The organism is Gracilibacillus sp. JCM 18966 (assembly GCF_055392695.1).
On sequence record NZ_AP043883.1, the window covers coordinates 1,685,057 to 1,703,023 of the forward strand.

Consider the following 17,967-nt stretch of genomic DNA (forward strand, 5'->3'; position numbering starts at 1 on the left):
TTTTTTTAGTTTACGTTTGGAACATATAAATTTTTTGCAGGGAGTAAAGCGATGAAGCGAAAATTTTGAAGTCCAAAGTATAAGAAAAGCTAACGCATCCGCTAAAAGACGAGCGAATGCGAGTGTTTTTCTAATCGATACAAGAGATTGTTTCATGTGATCAGAAAGGGGTGGATAATATGAAGGAACTCGAATGGGAGGATCGTTATGGAGGTAGTTAGCTAATGTGATGAGGAGGAGTAACAATGTTTAGTGTAATGAAAAAATTATCATGGTATTTTAAAGAACAATGGGTGCGTTACATACTTGCTATTCTCGCACTGACGACATCAAGCTTATTATTTATCATTCCACCTATGATTGTGGGAGATATTATTGATGCCATTCAGACGAATCAGCTTAGCTATCAAGCATTAGCGCAAGCGACATGGCTGTTTGTCATTTTATTAGTCGTGATCTATCTCTTATCCTTCTTCTGGGGACATACGTTGTTTGGAAGAGCGATATTTTTAGAGAGAACATTACGTTCAAAACTAATGCATCATTTTATGAAAATGACGCCATCCTTTTATAGTCGTTACCGTACAGGAGATTTAATGGCACGGTCTACGAATGATTTACGAGCAGTGGCGACAACAGCTGGATTTGGGATTTTAACACTAATCGATTCAACGGTTTTTATGGCATTCATCATTGGGGTGATGTTTGTTGTGATTGATTGGAAATTAACGCTTGCTGCTTTAATTCCTCTACCTGTTATGGCATTAATAATGCAAAAATACGGTGCCAAGATCCATACAAGGTTTATGAAGGCACAAGCATTGTTTAGTGAATTAAATAATAATACGTTGGAATCGATCCAAGGTGTACGTGTTATTCGAGCATTTACCCAAGAAAAACAAGACGAACATCGCTTTAATGAAAAAGCAGAGGAAGTTTTTCAAAAAAATATTGCAGTTGCAAAATTAGATGCGCTTTTTGAACCAACTATCAAAATATTAGTAGGTTTATCCTACACCATTGGGTTAGGCTATGGTGCTTATCTAGTTATTCATGGGGATATTACGATAGGGCAGCTCGTCACCTTTAATGTGTATTTAGGAATGCTAATTTGGCCGATGTTTGCAGTAGGAGAATTAATTAATGTAATGCAACGAGGGAATGCATCACTGGATCGAATTGAAAATGTACTTGAACAAAAAGCGGATGTAAAGGATCCTTCAAAACCAATAGAGGTTAAAGCACCAGAGAACATCGTGTTTCAAGACCTTTCTTTTCAATATCCAGAAACAGATGCTATAGACTTGAAGAATATTAATCTTGAAATAACAAAGGGTGAAACTATTGGTATTGTAGGCATGACTGGAGCGGGTAAAACAACGCTTGTCAAGCAGCTTTTGAGAGAGTATCCGCCTGCTAAAGAAGGGAAACTTTTTATCAATCGTACACCTATTGAAGAGATTGCCTTAAAGAAAACAAGAGGCTGGATTGGTTATGTACCACAGGATCATATTTTATTTTCGAAAACGGTAAGAGAGAATATTATGTTCGGTCATGCGGAAGCGACGGAGAAGGATATACAGCATATCTTAGAGGCTGCATCCCTACTAGAGGATATCGAGAATTTACCTCAAGGCTTAGAGACACTTGTCGGGGAGAGTGGTGTCACCCTGTCAGGTGGACAGAAGCAACGGGTTTCGCTGGCGAGAGCCTTAATAAAAAATCCGGAAATTTTAATTCTAGATGACTCCTTATCGGCAGTAGATGGAAAAACCGAAGCAAATATTATTAAACATTTAAAACAAGAACGTGCAGGGAAAACAACGATTATTGTGGCGCACCGTCTATCTGCTGTAAAGCATGCCGATCAAATATTGGTCTTGGAAGACGGACAAATAAAGGAGCAAGGAAGACACGATGAGCTGATGCTTGAACATGGTTGGTATTATCACCAATTTCTAATCCAGCAAATGAAGGGAGGGGAAACGGCATGAACAAACAAACAACAGAAAAGCGACTATTTCAATATGCGCTTTATTTTAAGAAGACAATTATTATTGGATTGGTCTGTTTAATGTTTGCCGTAGCATTTGAATTAAGTGGACCGTTTATCGCTAAGCGACTAATTGATCAGCATATAGTCGGTGTAGAAAATCATTATGTTATCACAGACAGTCAAGATGGTGTTGATTTGGAGGGAAAGCATTATGTCCGAGTAGACAGAGCAAAAGGTAAGAATCCAACACCTGATGTGACATTATTTCAGGATGGATTAACCTTTTATTTATTAGAAGGAAAGGTTCCATTACAATCCACGATCAAAGATGTAAATGGTTCCGCAGTCACATTAGCATATCAAGAGGAAAGCATAGAAGTGGCTGGAGAGAAATTATCGGCTACGGAAGTTTTCGCTTTTTTCAAAGGAGAGATGAAACCGGTCATCTGGTTACTTGTCCTCTATATGGCACTCATCTTACTCGCTTCCATCTTTGTATATTATAAAACTTATTTATTACAATATGCTTCCAACCGTATTATTCAAAAAATGCGTAAGGATGTTTTTCATCATATCCAAAGGCTACCAATCCAATACTTTGTGGATCAACCAGCAGGTAAAATCGTAGCAAGAGTGACAAATGATACAGAAGCAATACGAGAATTATATGTGAAAGTGTTAGAGGTATTTGCCTCTGGGATAATATATATTTTTGGTATTTATGTTGCCTTATTTCTCTTAGATGTTCAATTGGCGTTGATCTCCTTAGTATTAGTCCCGATTCTATATATTTGGATGAAGGTATACAAAAAAATTGGAGGCCATTACAATCGTATCATTCGAGAAACAAACAGTAATATTAATGCAAATATCAATGAATCGATCCAAGGAATGACTGTTATTCAAGCTTATGATCAGACTGAGCGAATGCGACAAGAGTTTGAGGTTTTGAATGAAAAGCAATGCACTTATCAAACAAAGATGAACACATTTAATGCGATGTCTTCGTTTAACTTAGTAGATCTATTAAGAAATATAGCATTTGTTGCATTTATCTTATATTTTGGTACCCACGCATTAGATGGAGTAACTATTGCCTCCGCTGGTTTACTGTATGCGTTAGTGGACTTATTGACCCGTTTATTTGAACCAGTCAATCAAATCGTAAGTCAGCTTGAGCAATTGGAACAGGCCAGAGCCTCTGGAAGTAGAGTATTCCATTTACTCGATGAAAAAACAGAGGACATGAATGATCGTCGAATCTCTCGTTATCACGGTGAGGTGCAATTTGAAAATGTTTCTTTTGCGTATAAAAAAGAGGAGTATGTACTAAAGAAAATTAGCTTTAATATAAAGCCAGGGGAAACGGCTGCATTTGTAGGACACACTGGATCTGGAAAAAGTACGATTATGAATCTGCTTTTCCGATTTTATGATCCAACAAATGGACGCATACTTATTGACGGGGAAGATACGACAACCTACGCCAAGCAACAAGTAAGACAGCATATTGGCATTGTATTACAAGATCCATTTATTTTTACTGGTACGATTCTATCTAACATAACGATGAATGATTCTTCTATTAGTAAGGAGACAGCAATAGAAGCATTAAAAGCAGTAGGAGCTGATCGTTTTATTGAAAAACTTCCGCGAAAATATGAAGAACCTGTAAAAGAAAAAGGAAATGAATTCTCAACAGGTCAACGACAGCTCTTATCATTTGCACGAGCGCTTGCCTTTGATCCAGCGATTTTGATCCTAGATGAGGCGACCGCGAATATTGATACAGAGACAGAAGGACTTATTCAAGAGGCTCTCGAAGTTTTAAAAGAAGGGAGAACGACCTTAATTATTGCGCATCGATTATCCACTATCCAACAGGCTGATCAAATCTTTGTATTGAAACATGGGCAAATCATAGAGACGGGGAACCACCAATCACTCCTAGAAGCTGAGGGAGAATACTTCAAGATGTATGAAATGCAGCTGGGTAGAAACAACGAAAATGCTTCATAAACATTTACGAGATGAAGCGATAGCGGAACCATGTTATACTTAATGAAGTATCTTAAGAAAGTTGGGGAAAAGCATGCAGCGCGGCAGTTTTCAATGGATGAAATCCTTAAATAAAGCAATCATTTTAAACAAAATACGGACATCAGGTTCTATCTCGCGGGCTCAAATTGCTAAAGAAACGGAGCTCACACCACCAACTGTTGGAACAATCGTGAAAGAGCTTTTGGATCAGGAATTGATTAAAGAGAGTGAGCTAGGAGAATCCCAAGGTGGGAGAAAACCAACCATGCTTGTATTAAATACAACAGGTTTTCACATTATCGGGATTGATGCTGGGCCTAGTAATATCTTATTTATTTTGTCTGACCTGTCAGGAAATGTAGTAGATAAGATTGATAGAAAGATCGGAAATCCAATAAATGAAACAAAATTTCTTGAGCTTCTCACACATGGTGTGCAGCAATTGATCGAACAAAATTCTCAATTAAAGTTTATCGGAATCGGAGTAGCTATGCACGGGGTAGTAGATTCTGAAGTAGGATTGGCTATTTTTGCCCCTAATTTACAACTACGAAACATTCCTATTAAACAACATCTAGAATCTACCTTTGATATGGAAGTAAAGGTAGAAAATGATGCAAAATCACTCGCCCTCGGAGAGGCATGGTTTGATGACAATCAAATATCATACAAAAGTATGGTAGCAGTAAATGTTGGTCGTGGAATCGGTGCTGGTATGGTGATTAACGGGAAAGTCTACAATGGAGAGCATGGTATAGCTGGTGAGATTGGTCATATGATGATTGATATTAATGGCAAGAGATGTACATGTGGTAACAAGGGCTGCTTACAAACACTAGCTTCAGGTCCAGCAATAGCCGATAGAGCGATGGAATTATTGAAACATGGAGAGAAAAGTGTACTGGCGGAGCACCAAATAGTCACTGCCAAAAAAGTTTATGAAGCAGCGGAACAGGAAGATGTTTTAGCGAAGCAGTTATTATATGAAACAGGAGTCTATCTCGGCATTGCCTTTACGAACCTTATCCATATCTCGAACCCGAGTAAGATTATTATCGGTGGTGGAGTTTCCAAAGCTGGTAAGCACCTCTTAGCGCCAATAACGGAAACAATTAGAAAAAGGGCTATATCAGAACAAGCGCAGAACACTCCTGTTACGATTTCTACATTAGGGGATTATGGGTCTTCCTTAGGTGCGGTTGGACTCGTTTTAAGTGAACTTTTTGAACCGAATGTATAACTAATCAATAGGTGCTGAAATGTTAGAACTTCCTTTCATTAATGAGTAAAATGTCCTATAATAGTGAGTGTTTAGAACAAATCTTAATGAAAAGAGTTGTTACGATTGACGGAGAAATTACGATATACCTTTTCTATTTCGGAGAACCCTTTGCCTTTATATATCGAGAGTATTGGCTATAACCCTGAAGAGCTAGACTTTGATCGTCCAGAAGGCTATCCTTACTATCATTGGTTACAAACAGTGAAAGGGGAAGGGATGATTGAATTGGCTAATCAAACCTTCTCACTACCTGTTGGAAAAGGAGTATTGTTAACCCCATATACGCCACATAAGTATTACTCTGACCATGATGCAGAGGAGCTTTGGGAAACCTATTATATTACTTTTACAGGTGCCGCGATTGATCCGATCCTTAATTCTCTTGATATGAACTATTCTGCCTTTTACGAAGAAACTGATAATATATCATTTCCTCTTCATATTGAGAATATATTGAAGAAGCTTGTCAATGATGATGCCCCACATCATTTAGCCTACGAAACTTCAGCTGATTTGTATCAATTTTTAATGCATCTTAAAAAATTTGGGAAAGTGAATAATCAGCTATCGATCTTGCAGTCGTTTGAGAAAATTAGATATATCGTAGAATGGTTAGAACAAGTATACCCACAAGATATTGGCTTAATGGAGATTTCGGAAAAAGCAAAGGTAAGCTCACAACATCTAAATACGATGTTTCATGATACTTTTGGCATAAGTCCATATTCCTTCTTAGTGCAATTAAGAATAAGGGAAGCAAAAAGAATTTTAATCACCAATCCAGAGCTATCGCTAAAGGAAATTGCGAAAAAGGTTGGCTTTAATGCGGTTAGCCATTTTGTCACAACCTTTAAGAAAAGAGAAGGAGTTACACCTAGTATGTATCGAAACCTGCATCAATAGGATGCAGGTTTGTTTTTTGAAAGTAAGTTAGAATAATTTAATATATAATTAATTGTGAAATCGCTTTATAATAAGCTGTAGAGAGATAATTAAAATAATTTATTAAGGAGGTCATGAAGTTGTTCAAAAACAAAACTTTATGGGGTTTATTATTAATTGTGTCATTTGTACTACTTTTAGCAGCATGTGCTCCAGAACGAGAAGGGGCAGAGGAAGCAAACGGAACAGATGAAAGTAAAAATAATTCGGAAGAATCAGGGGAATCAGACAAGCCTGAAAAACTAGTTGTTTGGATAAATGATGAAGATATTGCAGAAGATGTTTCCAAGCAAATGTTTGAAAAATATACCGAAGAAACAGGTATTGAAATCGAATATAAAAGGGTTGCCATACCAGATCAGGTTCAAGAATTAGCATTAGCCGGACCAACTGGAGATGGACCAGATTTGTTCTTCCAGCCACAGGATTCTTTAGGTGATATCGTTGCCCAAGGTCTTGCTGTACCGATAGAATACACTGACGAAGAAAAGGGTCAATTTACAGACGTTGCCATGGATGCCTTTACTTATGATGGCGATATCTACGGTGCTCCTGTCGCAATCGAAACCTATTTTACTTTCTATAATAAAAGTTTAATAGATGAAGCTCCAGAAACGATTGAAGATGTGTTTAATATGTCAAAAGAACTAACAGATGCAAGTAAAGATCAATATGGATTTCTTATTTCACCAGAATTTTATTATCTCTATTCCTTTATGAATGCTTACGGAGGGTATGTGTTCGGTGAGGAAAATGGTGTATATGATCCAACTGATATTGGTTTAGACAATGAAGGATCAATCGAAGGATTGAACAAGTATAAAGAGTTTATTGATGCAGGGTTACTTCCTAAGACATTGACTGTAGACATACTTGATGGTCTTTTCAAAGAAGGAAAAGTAGGGATGGTTGTCAGTGGTCCGTGGAATATGCCGATCTATAAGGAAGCATTAGGAGAAGATGTAGCTACTGCACCACTTCCGAAAATGAATGGAGAAGTTGCTCCTTCCTTTGTAGGTGTTAAGTCTTGGTTAGTATCCTACTTTAGTGATAATCAAGAATGGGCAGCTGATCTTGCGAAGTTTATGACAAATGATGAAAATTCACAAGTTTACTTTGATGTAACAGGTGAATTACCACCAAGACCAGAGATTTTGGATGCAGTGAACGATCCGATGTATGCAGGTTATACAGAACAAGTTCCACACGGTACACTAATGCCTAATATTCCTGAAATGTCCCCAGTATGGGATATGGATACGGCAATCGAATTGATCAATAATGGTGCAAAAGTAGAGGAAGCTGTTCCAGAAACAGTGCAATCCATTAAAGACAAAATTGCCGCATCTGCATCACAGTAATGATAAATGAGTGGAAAGGATATTCTTTTCCACTCTCCATTTTTCTAAAGCTAGTAAGACGAAAGAGGTGGATTTGATGCCTAGTAATGAAGCTAGTATTGAAATGAAAGAAAAAAAGCTTAATCCTACCATTGCGATGGTGTTATCGATTCTCCTAGCAGGATTAGGCCAGATATATAACAAGCGTTATATAAAGGGAATTTCTTTTATTATATTGGAAATTGCCTTTATTGTAGCGACTTTTGATTTTCTATGGCTAGGTTTATGGGGGATTATTACATTAGGAACGATACCAGGTGTGGACCATTCTATATTTTTATTAGTCTATGGAATTGTCGCATTGATTTTACTAGCATTTGCGGTTACTTTTTATGTTTTTAACGTACTAGATGCTAGAAAGCAAGCAATCAAATTGAACAATGGCTGGGAGCCCCCGACATTTTCACAGGCCGTAAAAAACGGATATGATAAAGCTTTTCCTTATATTATGACAGCTCCGGGGTTAATCCTATTAATTTTTACGGTTGTTTTTCCGTTACTATTTGCCATTGCATTAGCCTTTACAAATTATGACTTGTATAATTCTCCTCCAAGAAATCTCGTGGAGTGGGTTGGGCTGAGCAATTTCTTAGACCTAGGTACGGTAGATATCTGGAAAAATACCTTTGCAAGTGTATTTACATGGACAATTGTCTGGACGATAGTGGCAACTTCGTTTCAAATCGTTGTTGGATTAATTCTTGCAGTATTAGTCAATGACAAACGAATTAAATTTAAGAAAACGATACGAACTATTTTAATTTTGCCATGGGCCGTTCCTGGATTTGTCTCGATCTTAATTTTTGCAGCAATGTTTAACGATGAATTCGGAGCGATAAACCAGGATATCATTATTCCTTTGATAGGTGGCGAAGGTTTACCTTGGCTGACAGATCCTTTCTATACGAAAATTGTTTTAATTCTTATTCAAACATGGTTGGGATATCCTTTTGTTTTTGCATTATTTTCAGGTGTGCTTCAGAGTATATCCTCTGAATGGTATGAGGCAGCAGAGGTGGATGGAGCAACTCGTTGGCAAAAATTCCGTCACATTACCTTACCACATGTTTTATTTGCAACAGCACCACTATTAATTATTCAATATACAACGAATTTTAATAACTTTAATATTATTTATTTATTTAATGAAGGTGGACCAGCAGTGCAAGGTCAGAATGCCGGAGGAACGGACATTCTTATTTCATGGGTATATAAATTAACCTTTGAAACAAATGACTATAGTATGGCTGCAGCTATTTCCTTAATTATCGGTTTGATCGTTTCGATTTTTGCGATTTTCCAATTCAGAAGAACAAGCTCATTTAAAGAGGAGGGGAACATGTAATGAATCCAAAGGTAAAGTCAAAACTAGAAGTAGCAGGTATATATACGATTTTTGGCTTGATGGCTGTTATCATCATTTATCCCCTTGTTTGGGCATTTGGGATGTCTCTGAATCCAGGAAATAGTCTGTATTCTGCTTCCATCATTCCAGAGAATTGGTCACTCGAGCATTATAAATGGTTATTTACAGATCCAAATAGTGATTATTTACTTTGGTATAAAAATAGCATGATTGTTTCGGGATGTGCGGCACTATTTTCGGTGATTATGACTTCATTTGTTGCTTTTTCCTTTTCACGATATCAATTCGTTGGGAAAAAATCAGGACTCTACACTTTTTTAATATTACAGATGTTTCCGGTCATGATGGCGATGGTAGCCTTATATATCTTTTTACATCTAATTGGATTATTGGATACATTAACGGGATTAATTTTAATTTATATTGGAGGACAGATTCCGTTTAATGCATGGTTAGTAAAAGGTTACTTAGATACGATTCCAAGAGAACTAGATGAGGCAGCTAGAATTGATGGTGCAGGACATTTTACGGTTTTTGTTCGAATTATTCTACCACTTGCGAAGCCTATTCTGGCCGTAGTAGCACTGTTTAATTTTATGACACCATTGTTTGATTTTATCTTGCCATCAATCATATTAAATAGCCCAGAAAAATACACGATAGCATTAGGGTTATTTAATTTTATAAATGATCAATTTTCAAACAATTTTACTAGATTTTCAGCAGGGGCTATTTTAATAGCAGTACCAGTTGCGATTGTTTACTTATTCCTACAACGCTTCCTGATTTCAGGCTTAACTGCTGGTGGTACAAAAGGTTAAATAAAGCTTGGAGGAATAAATGATGACAGAAAAAAATAAAGAATTTTTAAAGGGTGTAGACCTATCCTTTGTCGATGAGGTAGAAAGTGAAGGTGGGGTTTATTACGAAAATGGTCATTCCGTTGATGTGATAGATTTATTACATCGATCTGGTGTGAATACGGTACGCCTTCGCTTATGGCATACACCTTCAGGGGGATATTGTAATATAGCTCGGACGATAAAAATGGCGCAACGGATAAAGGAATATAACATGCATTTTCTACTAGATTTCCATTATTCCGATTATTGGGCAGATCCAGGTAAACAAACGAAGCCAAAGGCATGGCAAGCTTTAACCTTTCCACAACTTAAAGAGGAAGTGAAAAGGTATACCTATGATGTGATGCATGAATTGAGTCTTGCGAAGGCTTTACCAGACATGGTGCAGATTGGAAATGAAATAACAAATGGTATGCTCTGGGACGATGGGAAAATATATAAAGAAAAAAACGGAGTAGAAGTAGAAGAATGGGCAGGAATTATTGCCTTAATTAGGGCGGGGCTTGAAGGGGTCAAAGAAGCAACAAATGAGAAACGAGTAGAAACGATGATTCATATTGATCGAGGCGGAGACAATGAGGGGACTCGTAAATTTTTTGACAAGATGGTAGATGCATCTATGGAGTATGATGTTATCGGACTTTCCTATTATCCATGGTGGCATGGTCCTTATCAAGATTTCGTTACGAATTTAGAGGATGTTGCCAATAGATATCAAAAGGAAATTATCGTTGTAGAGGTCGCATATCCGTGGACGGTGCCAGCTGACTTGCCACAAGTAGATAATGAACCGGACATTCGAAAATATCTGGTAGATGGCTATCCTGCTACACCAGAAGGCCAAAAAGCCTATCTAACTAAATTAATCGAAACGATAAAAAACGTTCCTGGACAATTAGGTAGAGGTTTTTACTATTGGGAGCCATGTTGGATTCCTAGTAAAGAGAAGTGGTCAGTAGGACATGAAAACAATTGGTCCCACTTAACCTTATTCGATTACGAGGGAAATAAATTAATAGGCTTGGATGCCTTTTATGATAAAAATACAGAGAAATAAGGTGATCATATGAAGAAATTCAATCCAGTGAGTGAGAAAATACCAAAAATGCTACATGGTGCTGATTATAACCCAGAGCAATGGGAAAAGTATCCAGAAGTTTTAGAAGAAGATATTCGTTTAATGAAGCTTGCTAATTGTAATGTGATGTCTGTGGGGATTTTCTCTTGGGCAAAGCTAGAACCAGAGGAAGGCAAGTTTAATTTTGAATGGATGGATCGATTATTAGATACTTTTCACGAAAACGGGATCTATGCCTTTTTAGCAACCCCGACAGGTGCAAGGCCTGCTTGGATGTCAGAGAAATACCCAGAAGTGCTTAGGGTAGGGGCTAATCGTGTCCGCAATCTCCATGGAATGCGCCATAACCATTGCTTCACTTCACCAGTATATCGTGAGAAAACTACGATGATGAACACAAAGCTCGCAGAAAGATATGCACATCATCCAGCTGTAATCGGTTGGCATATATCCAATGAATATGGTGGAGAATGTCATTGCTCTTACTGCCAAGATGCCTTTAGAGAATGGTTAAAAAAGAAATATCAAACTTTAGATGCACTCAATGATGCGTGGTGGACAACATTTTGGAGTCATACGTATACTAGCTGGTCCCAGGTAGAGTCTCCAGCACCTCATGGCGAAACAATGGTACATGGTCAGAACTTAGATTGGAAAAGGTTTGTAACAGATCAAACGCTAGATTTTTATCGCCATGAAATCAAGCCATTGAAAAAGGCGAATCCAGATCTACCTGCAACCGCCAATTTTATGGAGGCATTTGAAGGACTAAATTATGCGAAATTTGCGGATGATTTAGATATCGTATCATGGGATTCTTATCCAACCTGGCATGATGAGCAGGATGAATCGAATCTTGCAGCATGGACAGCAATGAATCATGATATGTTTCGCTCTCTGAAGGGTGGAAAGCCATTCCTATTAATGGAGAGTACACCAAGCTTAACGAACTGGCAGCCTATTAGTAAATTGAAGAAACCGGGAATGCATGTCCTTTCTTCTTTACAAGCTGTCGCACACGGATCGGATTCTGTTCAATATTTCCAATGGCGGAAAAGCAGAGGATCCAGTGAAAAATTTCATGGAGCTGTTGTAGATCATGCTGGACATGAAAATACACGTGTATTTCAAGAAGTATCGGAGCTTGGAGGGAATTTATCCAGACTTGATGAGATCGTAGGAACAACGGTGAATGCGGAAGTAGCGATTATATTTGACACAGAAAATCGTTGGGCAGTAAAGGATTCACAGGGCCCAAGAAATAGTGGTGTTCATTACGAAAAGACGGTTAGGGAGCACTATCAAGCATTTTGGGAGCAAGGAATTGCGGTAGACGTAATTGATATGGACAGAGATTTGTCAAAGTATAAACTTGTTATAGCGCCAATGCTTTATATGGTCAAGCAAGGTGTCGGTGAGAAAATAGAGAAATTTGTTCAAAATGGTGGAACCTTTGTCACGACGTATTGGTCTGGAATTGTAGATGAAAATGATCTCTGCTTCCTTGGCGGGTTTCCAGGTCCATTGCGTAAAACACTAGGCATATGGTCAGAGGAAATTGATAGTCTCTATGACAGTGAAGTGAACAAGGTGGAAACAATCGGAAATAATCGCTTCGGATTGGAAGGTGAGTTTGAGGCAAAAGAACTTTGTGACCTCATTCAACTAGAAGGCGCAGAAGCAATTGCACAATATACGAACGATTTTTATGCGGGTAAGCCCGCATTGACAGTGAATCAATTTGGAGAAGGTGAAGCGTATTATATTGCTTCAAGAAATAATTCGTCCTTCCACCAAGCCTTCTATAGTAATTTGGCGAAGCAATTAGGATTGAAAAAAGCACTTGATGGTAGTTTACCAAAGGGTGTAAGTGCACAGGTTCGTACAGATGGAGAGAAGGAATTTATCTTTCTTATGAATTTTTCTAATCAAACTAAAAGTGTTGATCTAGCAGATAACAGGTATCAGGATCTGTTAAATGATCAAGAACTTACAGGGATAGTAACACTGGATGGCTTTAGTGTAAAGATATTAAAAAATTAGTTTATTTTAAAAGGGTACTCTCAATGTGAGGGTACTCTTTTTTAAAAATTTGTTGGAAAGAATTATGGCGAAGCTTGTTTTAAAAAGAACGCATTTTTAATGATCAACCAATACAATCAAATGCCGATAAAGAATATTTCAACATTTATGGGACTGATTCGAGGCAGATCCTCGTTGAACCGTCCTATATTTGAATATATTGGACAGAACGAAGCTAGGCGCACGTGGAAATGTCTGATATCGGATTAAATGGAACAGACAGAAGTCAGAAGAGTCAGAAGCACGCTGGAATGTCTATTGTATTGGGACTATAGAGAAACAACCTCCTCACATCATTAAGCTTGAAAAGTTTTCCTCCATTATAGGAAACACACGCTATGGAAAAGGTTTTCAAAAAGGTGTTGTAATAATAATAGGAATCTTTATACTATAAAAGGAGAACTAGAAAATAGGTAAAACTCCCTATTTTTATGAAAGGGGTTACAATATTGAGGAAATTATTATTCGTTTATCTCATTCTAATTGGTGTATTTGTCGTCTATGTCTATCAGTATCAATCAGAGAACACCTCCAATAATCAATGGTCAGAGCATGAATTACGAGGGACAATTGATGAAAATTATGTAATGGTCACCTTCCAATCAGGAATTGATTACTGGAAAAGGGCATTGAAAGGATTTGAGGATGCGGCAGAGGCATTGAATGTATCGGTAGAATATCGTGGTGCCACACAATATGATGTGAATGAACAAATAACCGTTTTAGAACAAGTTATTGCGAAAAAGCCTGCTGGTATTGCTGTTTCGGCAATGGATCCTGATGCATTAAATGATGTAATAAACAAAGCGGTTGAGGCAGGGATTCCAATTGTTGCATTTGATTCGAATGCACCTGAGAGTAAGGTGTTTTCCTTTTTAGGGACTGATAATTATTATGCTGGAGTGACGGCAGCCCATAAAATGGCGGAATTATTAAATGGCGCAGGAGAAATTGGAATTGTTACACATCCTAAACAATTAAATCATAAAGAACGAACAAAAGGGTTCCGAGAAACTATTGCAAAGGAATACCCAAAAATGAATATCGTTTCCATTCAAGATGGTAGAGGAGATCAAATGACTTCCAAAGAAGTAGTGGATGAAATGATCGGAAAGTTTCCTAATTTAAAAGGAGTCTTTGCCTCAGAAGCAAACGGAGGAGTCGGCGTTGGACAATCGATATTGGAGCAGCAAAAAAAAGGGGAAATACACATTATCAGCTTTGATACGGACAAGGGTACATTAGATATGGTGGATGAAGGGGTTATTTCTGCTACACTGGCACAGGGAACCTGGAAGATGGGATATTGGTCCTTGCAATACTTATTCCATCTGCAGCATGGCTTGGCAGAGAACATGGAGGTAGGTAGGAGCTTACCGCGTTATGTAGATACTGGTATCACGATTGTTACGCAGGAAAATGTAGAAGCATTTTATCCAAATGAATGATAGAGAATGGGTGAGGAAATTTTGAAAAAATGGACACAAATAAACAATATACCGATTCGATATAAGTTAATCACACATTTTTTATTAGTTGGTATTTTACCCATTCTTTGTCTAGGGTTACTCGTAAGCTGGACAGTTGAAAGGGTTCTAGAAGAACAGGCGAATGACAACACGATGCAACTAATTAGCAAGGTTAACCAAACGTTTGAATTCTACATTAATAACATGCAAAGCATTACCTATATGATTGCCTCCGATAACGAGATTCAACAGTTTTTCGATTCACCAGATGGTGCAGAGAATAAGTATGAGCTTCAACGTTATCTTCGTAGCTTTACGACTATCACTTCAGAGGTTGCAGGCATCATGGTAGTAAACAAAGATGGCGAGTATATTAGTAATGAGCTGTATGCTCCTTCGGTTATCGATTTAACCCAAAGCTTTTGGTATCAAGAGGCGGTAGAAAGTGATGGTATTTTCCATATCATCGGTAGACCGGATGGAAGAAGGCTTATTTCGATTGTGGATTATAAAAATGAGGATGTTGTATCTGTAGTTCGTGCGGTGATGGATCCTTTTACAAAAGAGGTAAAAGGAGTTATTCTTATTGATCTAAAATTACGTGTCATTGCCGAGACAGCACGAGATATTCAGCTTGGTAAAAGCGGTTATCTGATGGTAGTTGATAATAAAGGGAAGAATATTTATTTACCGAACCAGCCTATTGTTAAAGATATACCATTAGATTGGATTCATCGGCAAGCTTCTGGAAATTTTTCCAAGACGATAAACAAGGAAAAAATTCAATTTATTTATCAGCGTTCCCCTTTTGCAGACTGGACAACTGTTGGTGTTTTTCCTGCAGAGGAAACATTGTTTGAATTAAGGGAAATCCGATTTTATTTGATTGTCTTTATTTTTATCATTATGCTTTTCGGCATTCCAGTAAGCTATTATTTATCACGTTCTATCTCAAAGCCAATCGTTGATCTGATGAAATTTATGCGCAGGGCAGAAAGCGGAGATTTACACGTTCGCTACAAGGAAAAAAGGGAGGACGAAATCGGGCTGCTCGGCAGGAGCTTTAATACAATGCTTCAAAAAGTGCTGGAGCTCATGCGTGTTACAGAGAGACAGGAAAGACAAAAGCGTGATGCGGAATTTCGTAGTTTGCAGGCAAATATTAATCCACATTTTCTATACAATACATTGGACACCATTCAATGGATGGCACGTAAACAAAATGTAATAGATGTTGCAGAAGTGGTCGAGTCCTTAGCCAAGTTATTTCGAATTGGTCTAAGCAAAGGACGCGATATTATTACCGTATCAGCAGAGATGGAGCATATTGAGAGCTACTTAAAAATACAAAAAACACGTTATAGAGACAAACTAAATTATCAAATGAATATAGACCCACAAGTTCGGTCCTTTTATACATTGAAATTTATCCTACAGCCGATTGTGGAAAATGCGATTTATCATGGAATAAAGGAACGAAGAGGTCCTGGTACTGTCCTAATAAATGCTAGCATTGCCAGAGATGATCTTCTGATTATTATTGAAGATAATGGTGCAGGGATGACAATAGAACAGCTTCATGATATGAAGCAGGCGTTAGCAGAAGCTATGCAAAGGACAGAAAAGGTAGAGGATGGTCATAAGAAAAAAGGTTACGGCATATTAAATGTACAAGCAAGAATACAATTAACGTATGGAGAGAAGTATGGGCTATCGATCGATAGCGAAAAAGCCAAAGGGACAAGGGTAGAGATTCTGTTACCTGTTATTAGAGAGCAATATTCAGAAAAGGGGAAATCATCATGACAAAATGGAAAGTATTGATTGCCGATGATGAATTTATTATACGAGATGGTATTCGCACAGCAGTAGACTGGGCTAAATTTGATATGGAGGTCGTAGGAGAAGCAGAGGATGGAGAAGAAGCGGTTGAGATCGCCTTAGCCGATAGGATAGATATTTTGTTAATTGATTTGAATATGCCAATTTTAAATGGTATTGAGGCAATGAAAAAAATTAAAGCAGAAATAGATTGTCGAATGATTGTTATTTCTGGGTATGATGATTTTCAGTATGCACAAGAAGCCATTCGTTTACAGGTAGAGGATTATATTCTTAAACCAGTAAACCCTGATAATTTGATCCATATATTACAAGGAGTTAAAAATGATTTAGAAAGGAGAGAAAAGCAAGAAGCTTATTTAGAGCAAGCCTCCAAGCAAATAAAGAAAAACCATTCGCAGCTCAAGGAACGATTCTTTTTTGATTGGATACACAATCGTCTCCAACCAAATGAAATACAATCACAGCTAGAGTTTCTGCAATTACCAACAGCAGTCCCAAAGCAGCTAGTATTACTTAAATGGTCGAATGATCAAGTAAATTATGATCTACTTTCCAACCAAGACCGAAAGATCTATTTGTCTGCTATTGAAAACATAGCAGAAGAAATTTTAGCAGACACCGTCAATGTTATCATCCATGATTCATCTCAATGGTTACAGATCTTTGTGTGGGAGGATGTGACAAAGGAGATAGCTGTTCCAATAGAGGAAGCAGTCAAACTATACTTGAACCAAACGGTCTATACTGGGATGGTGCGGGTGGAGGATGGTGACTATCAGCATTTAATCGTCGCCTATGAAAGGTGCAAAAACGAGATTAATAACTACATTCACCTCTCCCCTATTGTTAAACAAGCGTTAACGATTATGCGCCGAAATTACTGTAGGTCTGATTTAACACTAGAATTGGTTGCCGAAAACCTCCATGTTTCCACGGTTTATTTAAGCAAGATGATCAAACAAGAGCTCGGGCAATCATATGTTCAGATTGTCGCAAATATGCGAATACGTCGAGCAAAGGAGCTTCTGAAGGACTCTGATTTAAACATCCGAGACATCGCCGAAAAAGTAGGATTTGATTCTCAGCATTATTTCAGTACGGCCTTTAAGAAGAAGGAAGGTGTTTCTCCAAAACAATATAAAATGATCAAGTCATAGCAAACGTGATCGTACAATCAGCAGTAGGGTCTACTCATGAATAAAAACTATAATGTATTCGTGAGTAGATCCTATCATTCGTTTCATCTAGCCTCTTGGCCCCTCCTAAATCCTAAAAGAAGCTTCATCAAGTAATATATCAAAAGCCCAAGGAGAAAGGCTAAAATACACCCAAACCCGGTTGCTTCCGTAGAGAAGGTAGTTTCCTCTATTTCTATTATATACAAAGAGGATCCTAATAGAGTTGGCTTCGATACAATGTTGGAATATCCTAGTAACAACATAACGATTGGTGCAATGAAAACAGTTAGTACATATAAAAATAGAACACTTAGGCCAGTTGAAAATGCTTTTAAAAGCTGAGCCATGGTATTATCCCTCTCTTCCTTTATTAATAATTCTCAATGTATTATTGCTCCCCTGTTTCCTTCGTATGTCCCCCTAACA

12 protein-coding genes are annotated in these 17,967 nt (G+C 37.7%); all 12 read left to right on the top strand.

The features are described 5' to 3' along the window. The first annotated feature begins 245 nt into the window (after positions 1-245). Positions 246-1,994 (top strand): ABC transporter ATP-binding protein, encoded by a 1,749-nt coding sequence (locus ACZ5N5_RS08100; RefSeq protein ID WP_109984737.1) that lies wholly within the window; start codon positions 246-248, stop codon positions 1,992-1,994. Continuing rightward, positions 1,991-4,015: an ABC transporter ATP-binding protein gene (locus tag ACZ5N5_RS08105; RefSeq protein WP_464373613.1), complete on the top strand. Its 2,025-nt coding sequence runs from the start codon at positions 1,991-1,993 to the stop codon at positions 4,013-4,015. The genes ACZ5N5_RS08100 and ACZ5N5_RS08105 overlap by 4 nt, the downstream gene beginning before the upstream one ends. Before the next feature lie 73 nt (positions 4,016-4,088). Further along, positions 4,089-5,276, top strand: a complete 1,188-nt coding sequence (locus tag ACZ5N5_RS08110; protein ID WP_464373614.1) for an ROK family transcriptional regulator — start codon at positions 4,089-4,091, stop codon at positions 5,274-5,276. 150 nt (positions 5,277-5,426) lie between these two features. After that, a complete protein-coding gene (locus ACZ5N5_RS08115) occupies positions 5,427-6,221 on the top strand; it encodes an AraC family transcriptional regulator (protein ID WP_464373615.1) in 795 nt (264 codons plus the stop codon). A gap of 119 nt (positions 6,222-6,340) precedes the next feature. After that, positions 6,341-7,621, top strand: a complete 1,281-nt coding sequence (locus ACZ5N5_RS08120; protein WP_109984741.1) for a sugar ABC transporter substrate-binding protein — start codon at positions 6,341-6,343, stop codon at positions 7,619-7,621. A 76-nt stretch (positions 7,622-7,697) separates the two neighbouring features. Beyond that, positions 7,698-9,005: a carbohydrate ABC transporter permease gene (locus ACZ5N5_RS08125; RefSeq protein WP_277678446.1), complete on the top strand. Its 1,308-nt coding sequence runs from the start codon at positions 7,698-7,700 to the stop codon at positions 9,003-9,005. Next, a complete protein-coding gene (locus ACZ5N5_RS08130; RefSeq protein ID WP_109984742.1) occupies positions 9,005-9,847 on the top strand; it encodes a sugar ABC transporter permease in 843 nt (280 codons plus the stop codon). Before ACZ5N5_RS08125 ends, ACZ5N5_RS08130 begins: the two co-directional genes overlap by 1 nt. A gap of 22 nt (positions 9,848-9,869) precedes the next feature. Next, positions 9,870-10,946 (top strand): glycoside hydrolase family 53 protein, encoded by a 1,077-nt coding sequence (locus ACZ5N5_RS08135; protein WP_464373616.1) that lies wholly within the window; start codon positions 9,870-9,872, stop codon positions 10,944-10,946. 9 nt (positions 10,947-10,955) lie between these two features. Next, the gene (locus ACZ5N5_RS08140) at positions 10,956-13,010 is read left to right on the top strand and encodes a beta-galactosidase (protein ID WP_109984744.1); all 2,055 of its coding nucleotides are present in this window, start codon (positions 10,956-10,958) and stop codon (positions 13,008-13,010) included. Between the two features lie 488 nt (positions 13,011-13,498). Then, a complete protein-coding gene (locus ACZ5N5_RS08145) occupies positions 13,499-14,497 on the top strand; it encodes a substrate-binding domain-containing protein (protein ID WP_181397554.1) in 999 nt (332 codons plus the stop codon). 21 nt (positions 14,498-14,518) lie between these two features. Then, the gene (locus tag ACZ5N5_RS08150; RefSeq protein WP_109984849.1) at positions 14,519-16,324 is read left to right on the top strand and encodes a cache domain-containing sensor histidine kinase; all 1,806 of its coding nucleotides are present in this window, start codon (positions 14,519-14,521) and stop codon (positions 16,322-16,324) included. Continuing rightward, the gene (locus tag ACZ5N5_RS08155) at positions 16,321-17,520 is read left to right on the top strand and encodes a response regulator transcription factor (RefSeq protein WP_109984746.1); all 1,200 of its coding nucleotides are present in this window, start codon (positions 16,321-16,323) and stop codon (positions 17,518-17,520) included. Before ACZ5N5_RS08150 ends, ACZ5N5_RS08155 begins: the two co-directional genes overlap by 4 nt. Positions 17,521-17,967 lie beyond the last annotated feature (447 nt).

Coding starts and splice junctions, on each gene's coding strand:
- ACZ5N5_RS08100 (WP_109984737.1), top strand. CDS start 246: ATGTTTAGTGTAATGAAAAAATTATCATGGTATTTTAAAGAACAATGG.
- ACZ5N5_RS08105 (WP_464373613.1), top strand. CDS start 1,991: ATGAACAAACAAACAACAGAAAAGCGACTATTTCAATATGCGCTTTAT.
- ACZ5N5_RS08110 (WP_464373614.1), top strand. CDS start 4,089: ATGCAGCGCGGCAGTTTTCAATGGATGAAATCCTTAAATAAAGCAATC.
- ACZ5N5_RS08125 (WP_277678446.1), top strand. CDS start 7,698: ATGCCTAGTAATGAAGCTAGTATTGAAATGAAAGAAAAAAAGCTTAAT.
- ACZ5N5_RS08130 (WP_109984742.1), top strand. CDS start 9,005: ATGAATCCAAAGGTAAAGTCAAAACTAGAAGTAGCAGGTATATATACG.
- ACZ5N5_RS08135 (WP_464373616.1), top strand. CDS start 9,870: ATGACAGAAAAAAATAAAGAATTTTTAAAGGGTGTAGACCTATCCTTT.
- ACZ5N5_RS08140 (WP_109984744.1), top strand. CDS start 10,956: ATGAAGAAATTCAATCCAGTGAGTGAGAAAATACCAAAAATGCTACAT.
- ACZ5N5_RS08155 (WP_109984746.1), top strand. CDS start 16,321: ATGACAAAATGGAAAGTATTGATTGCCGATGATGAATTTATTATACGA.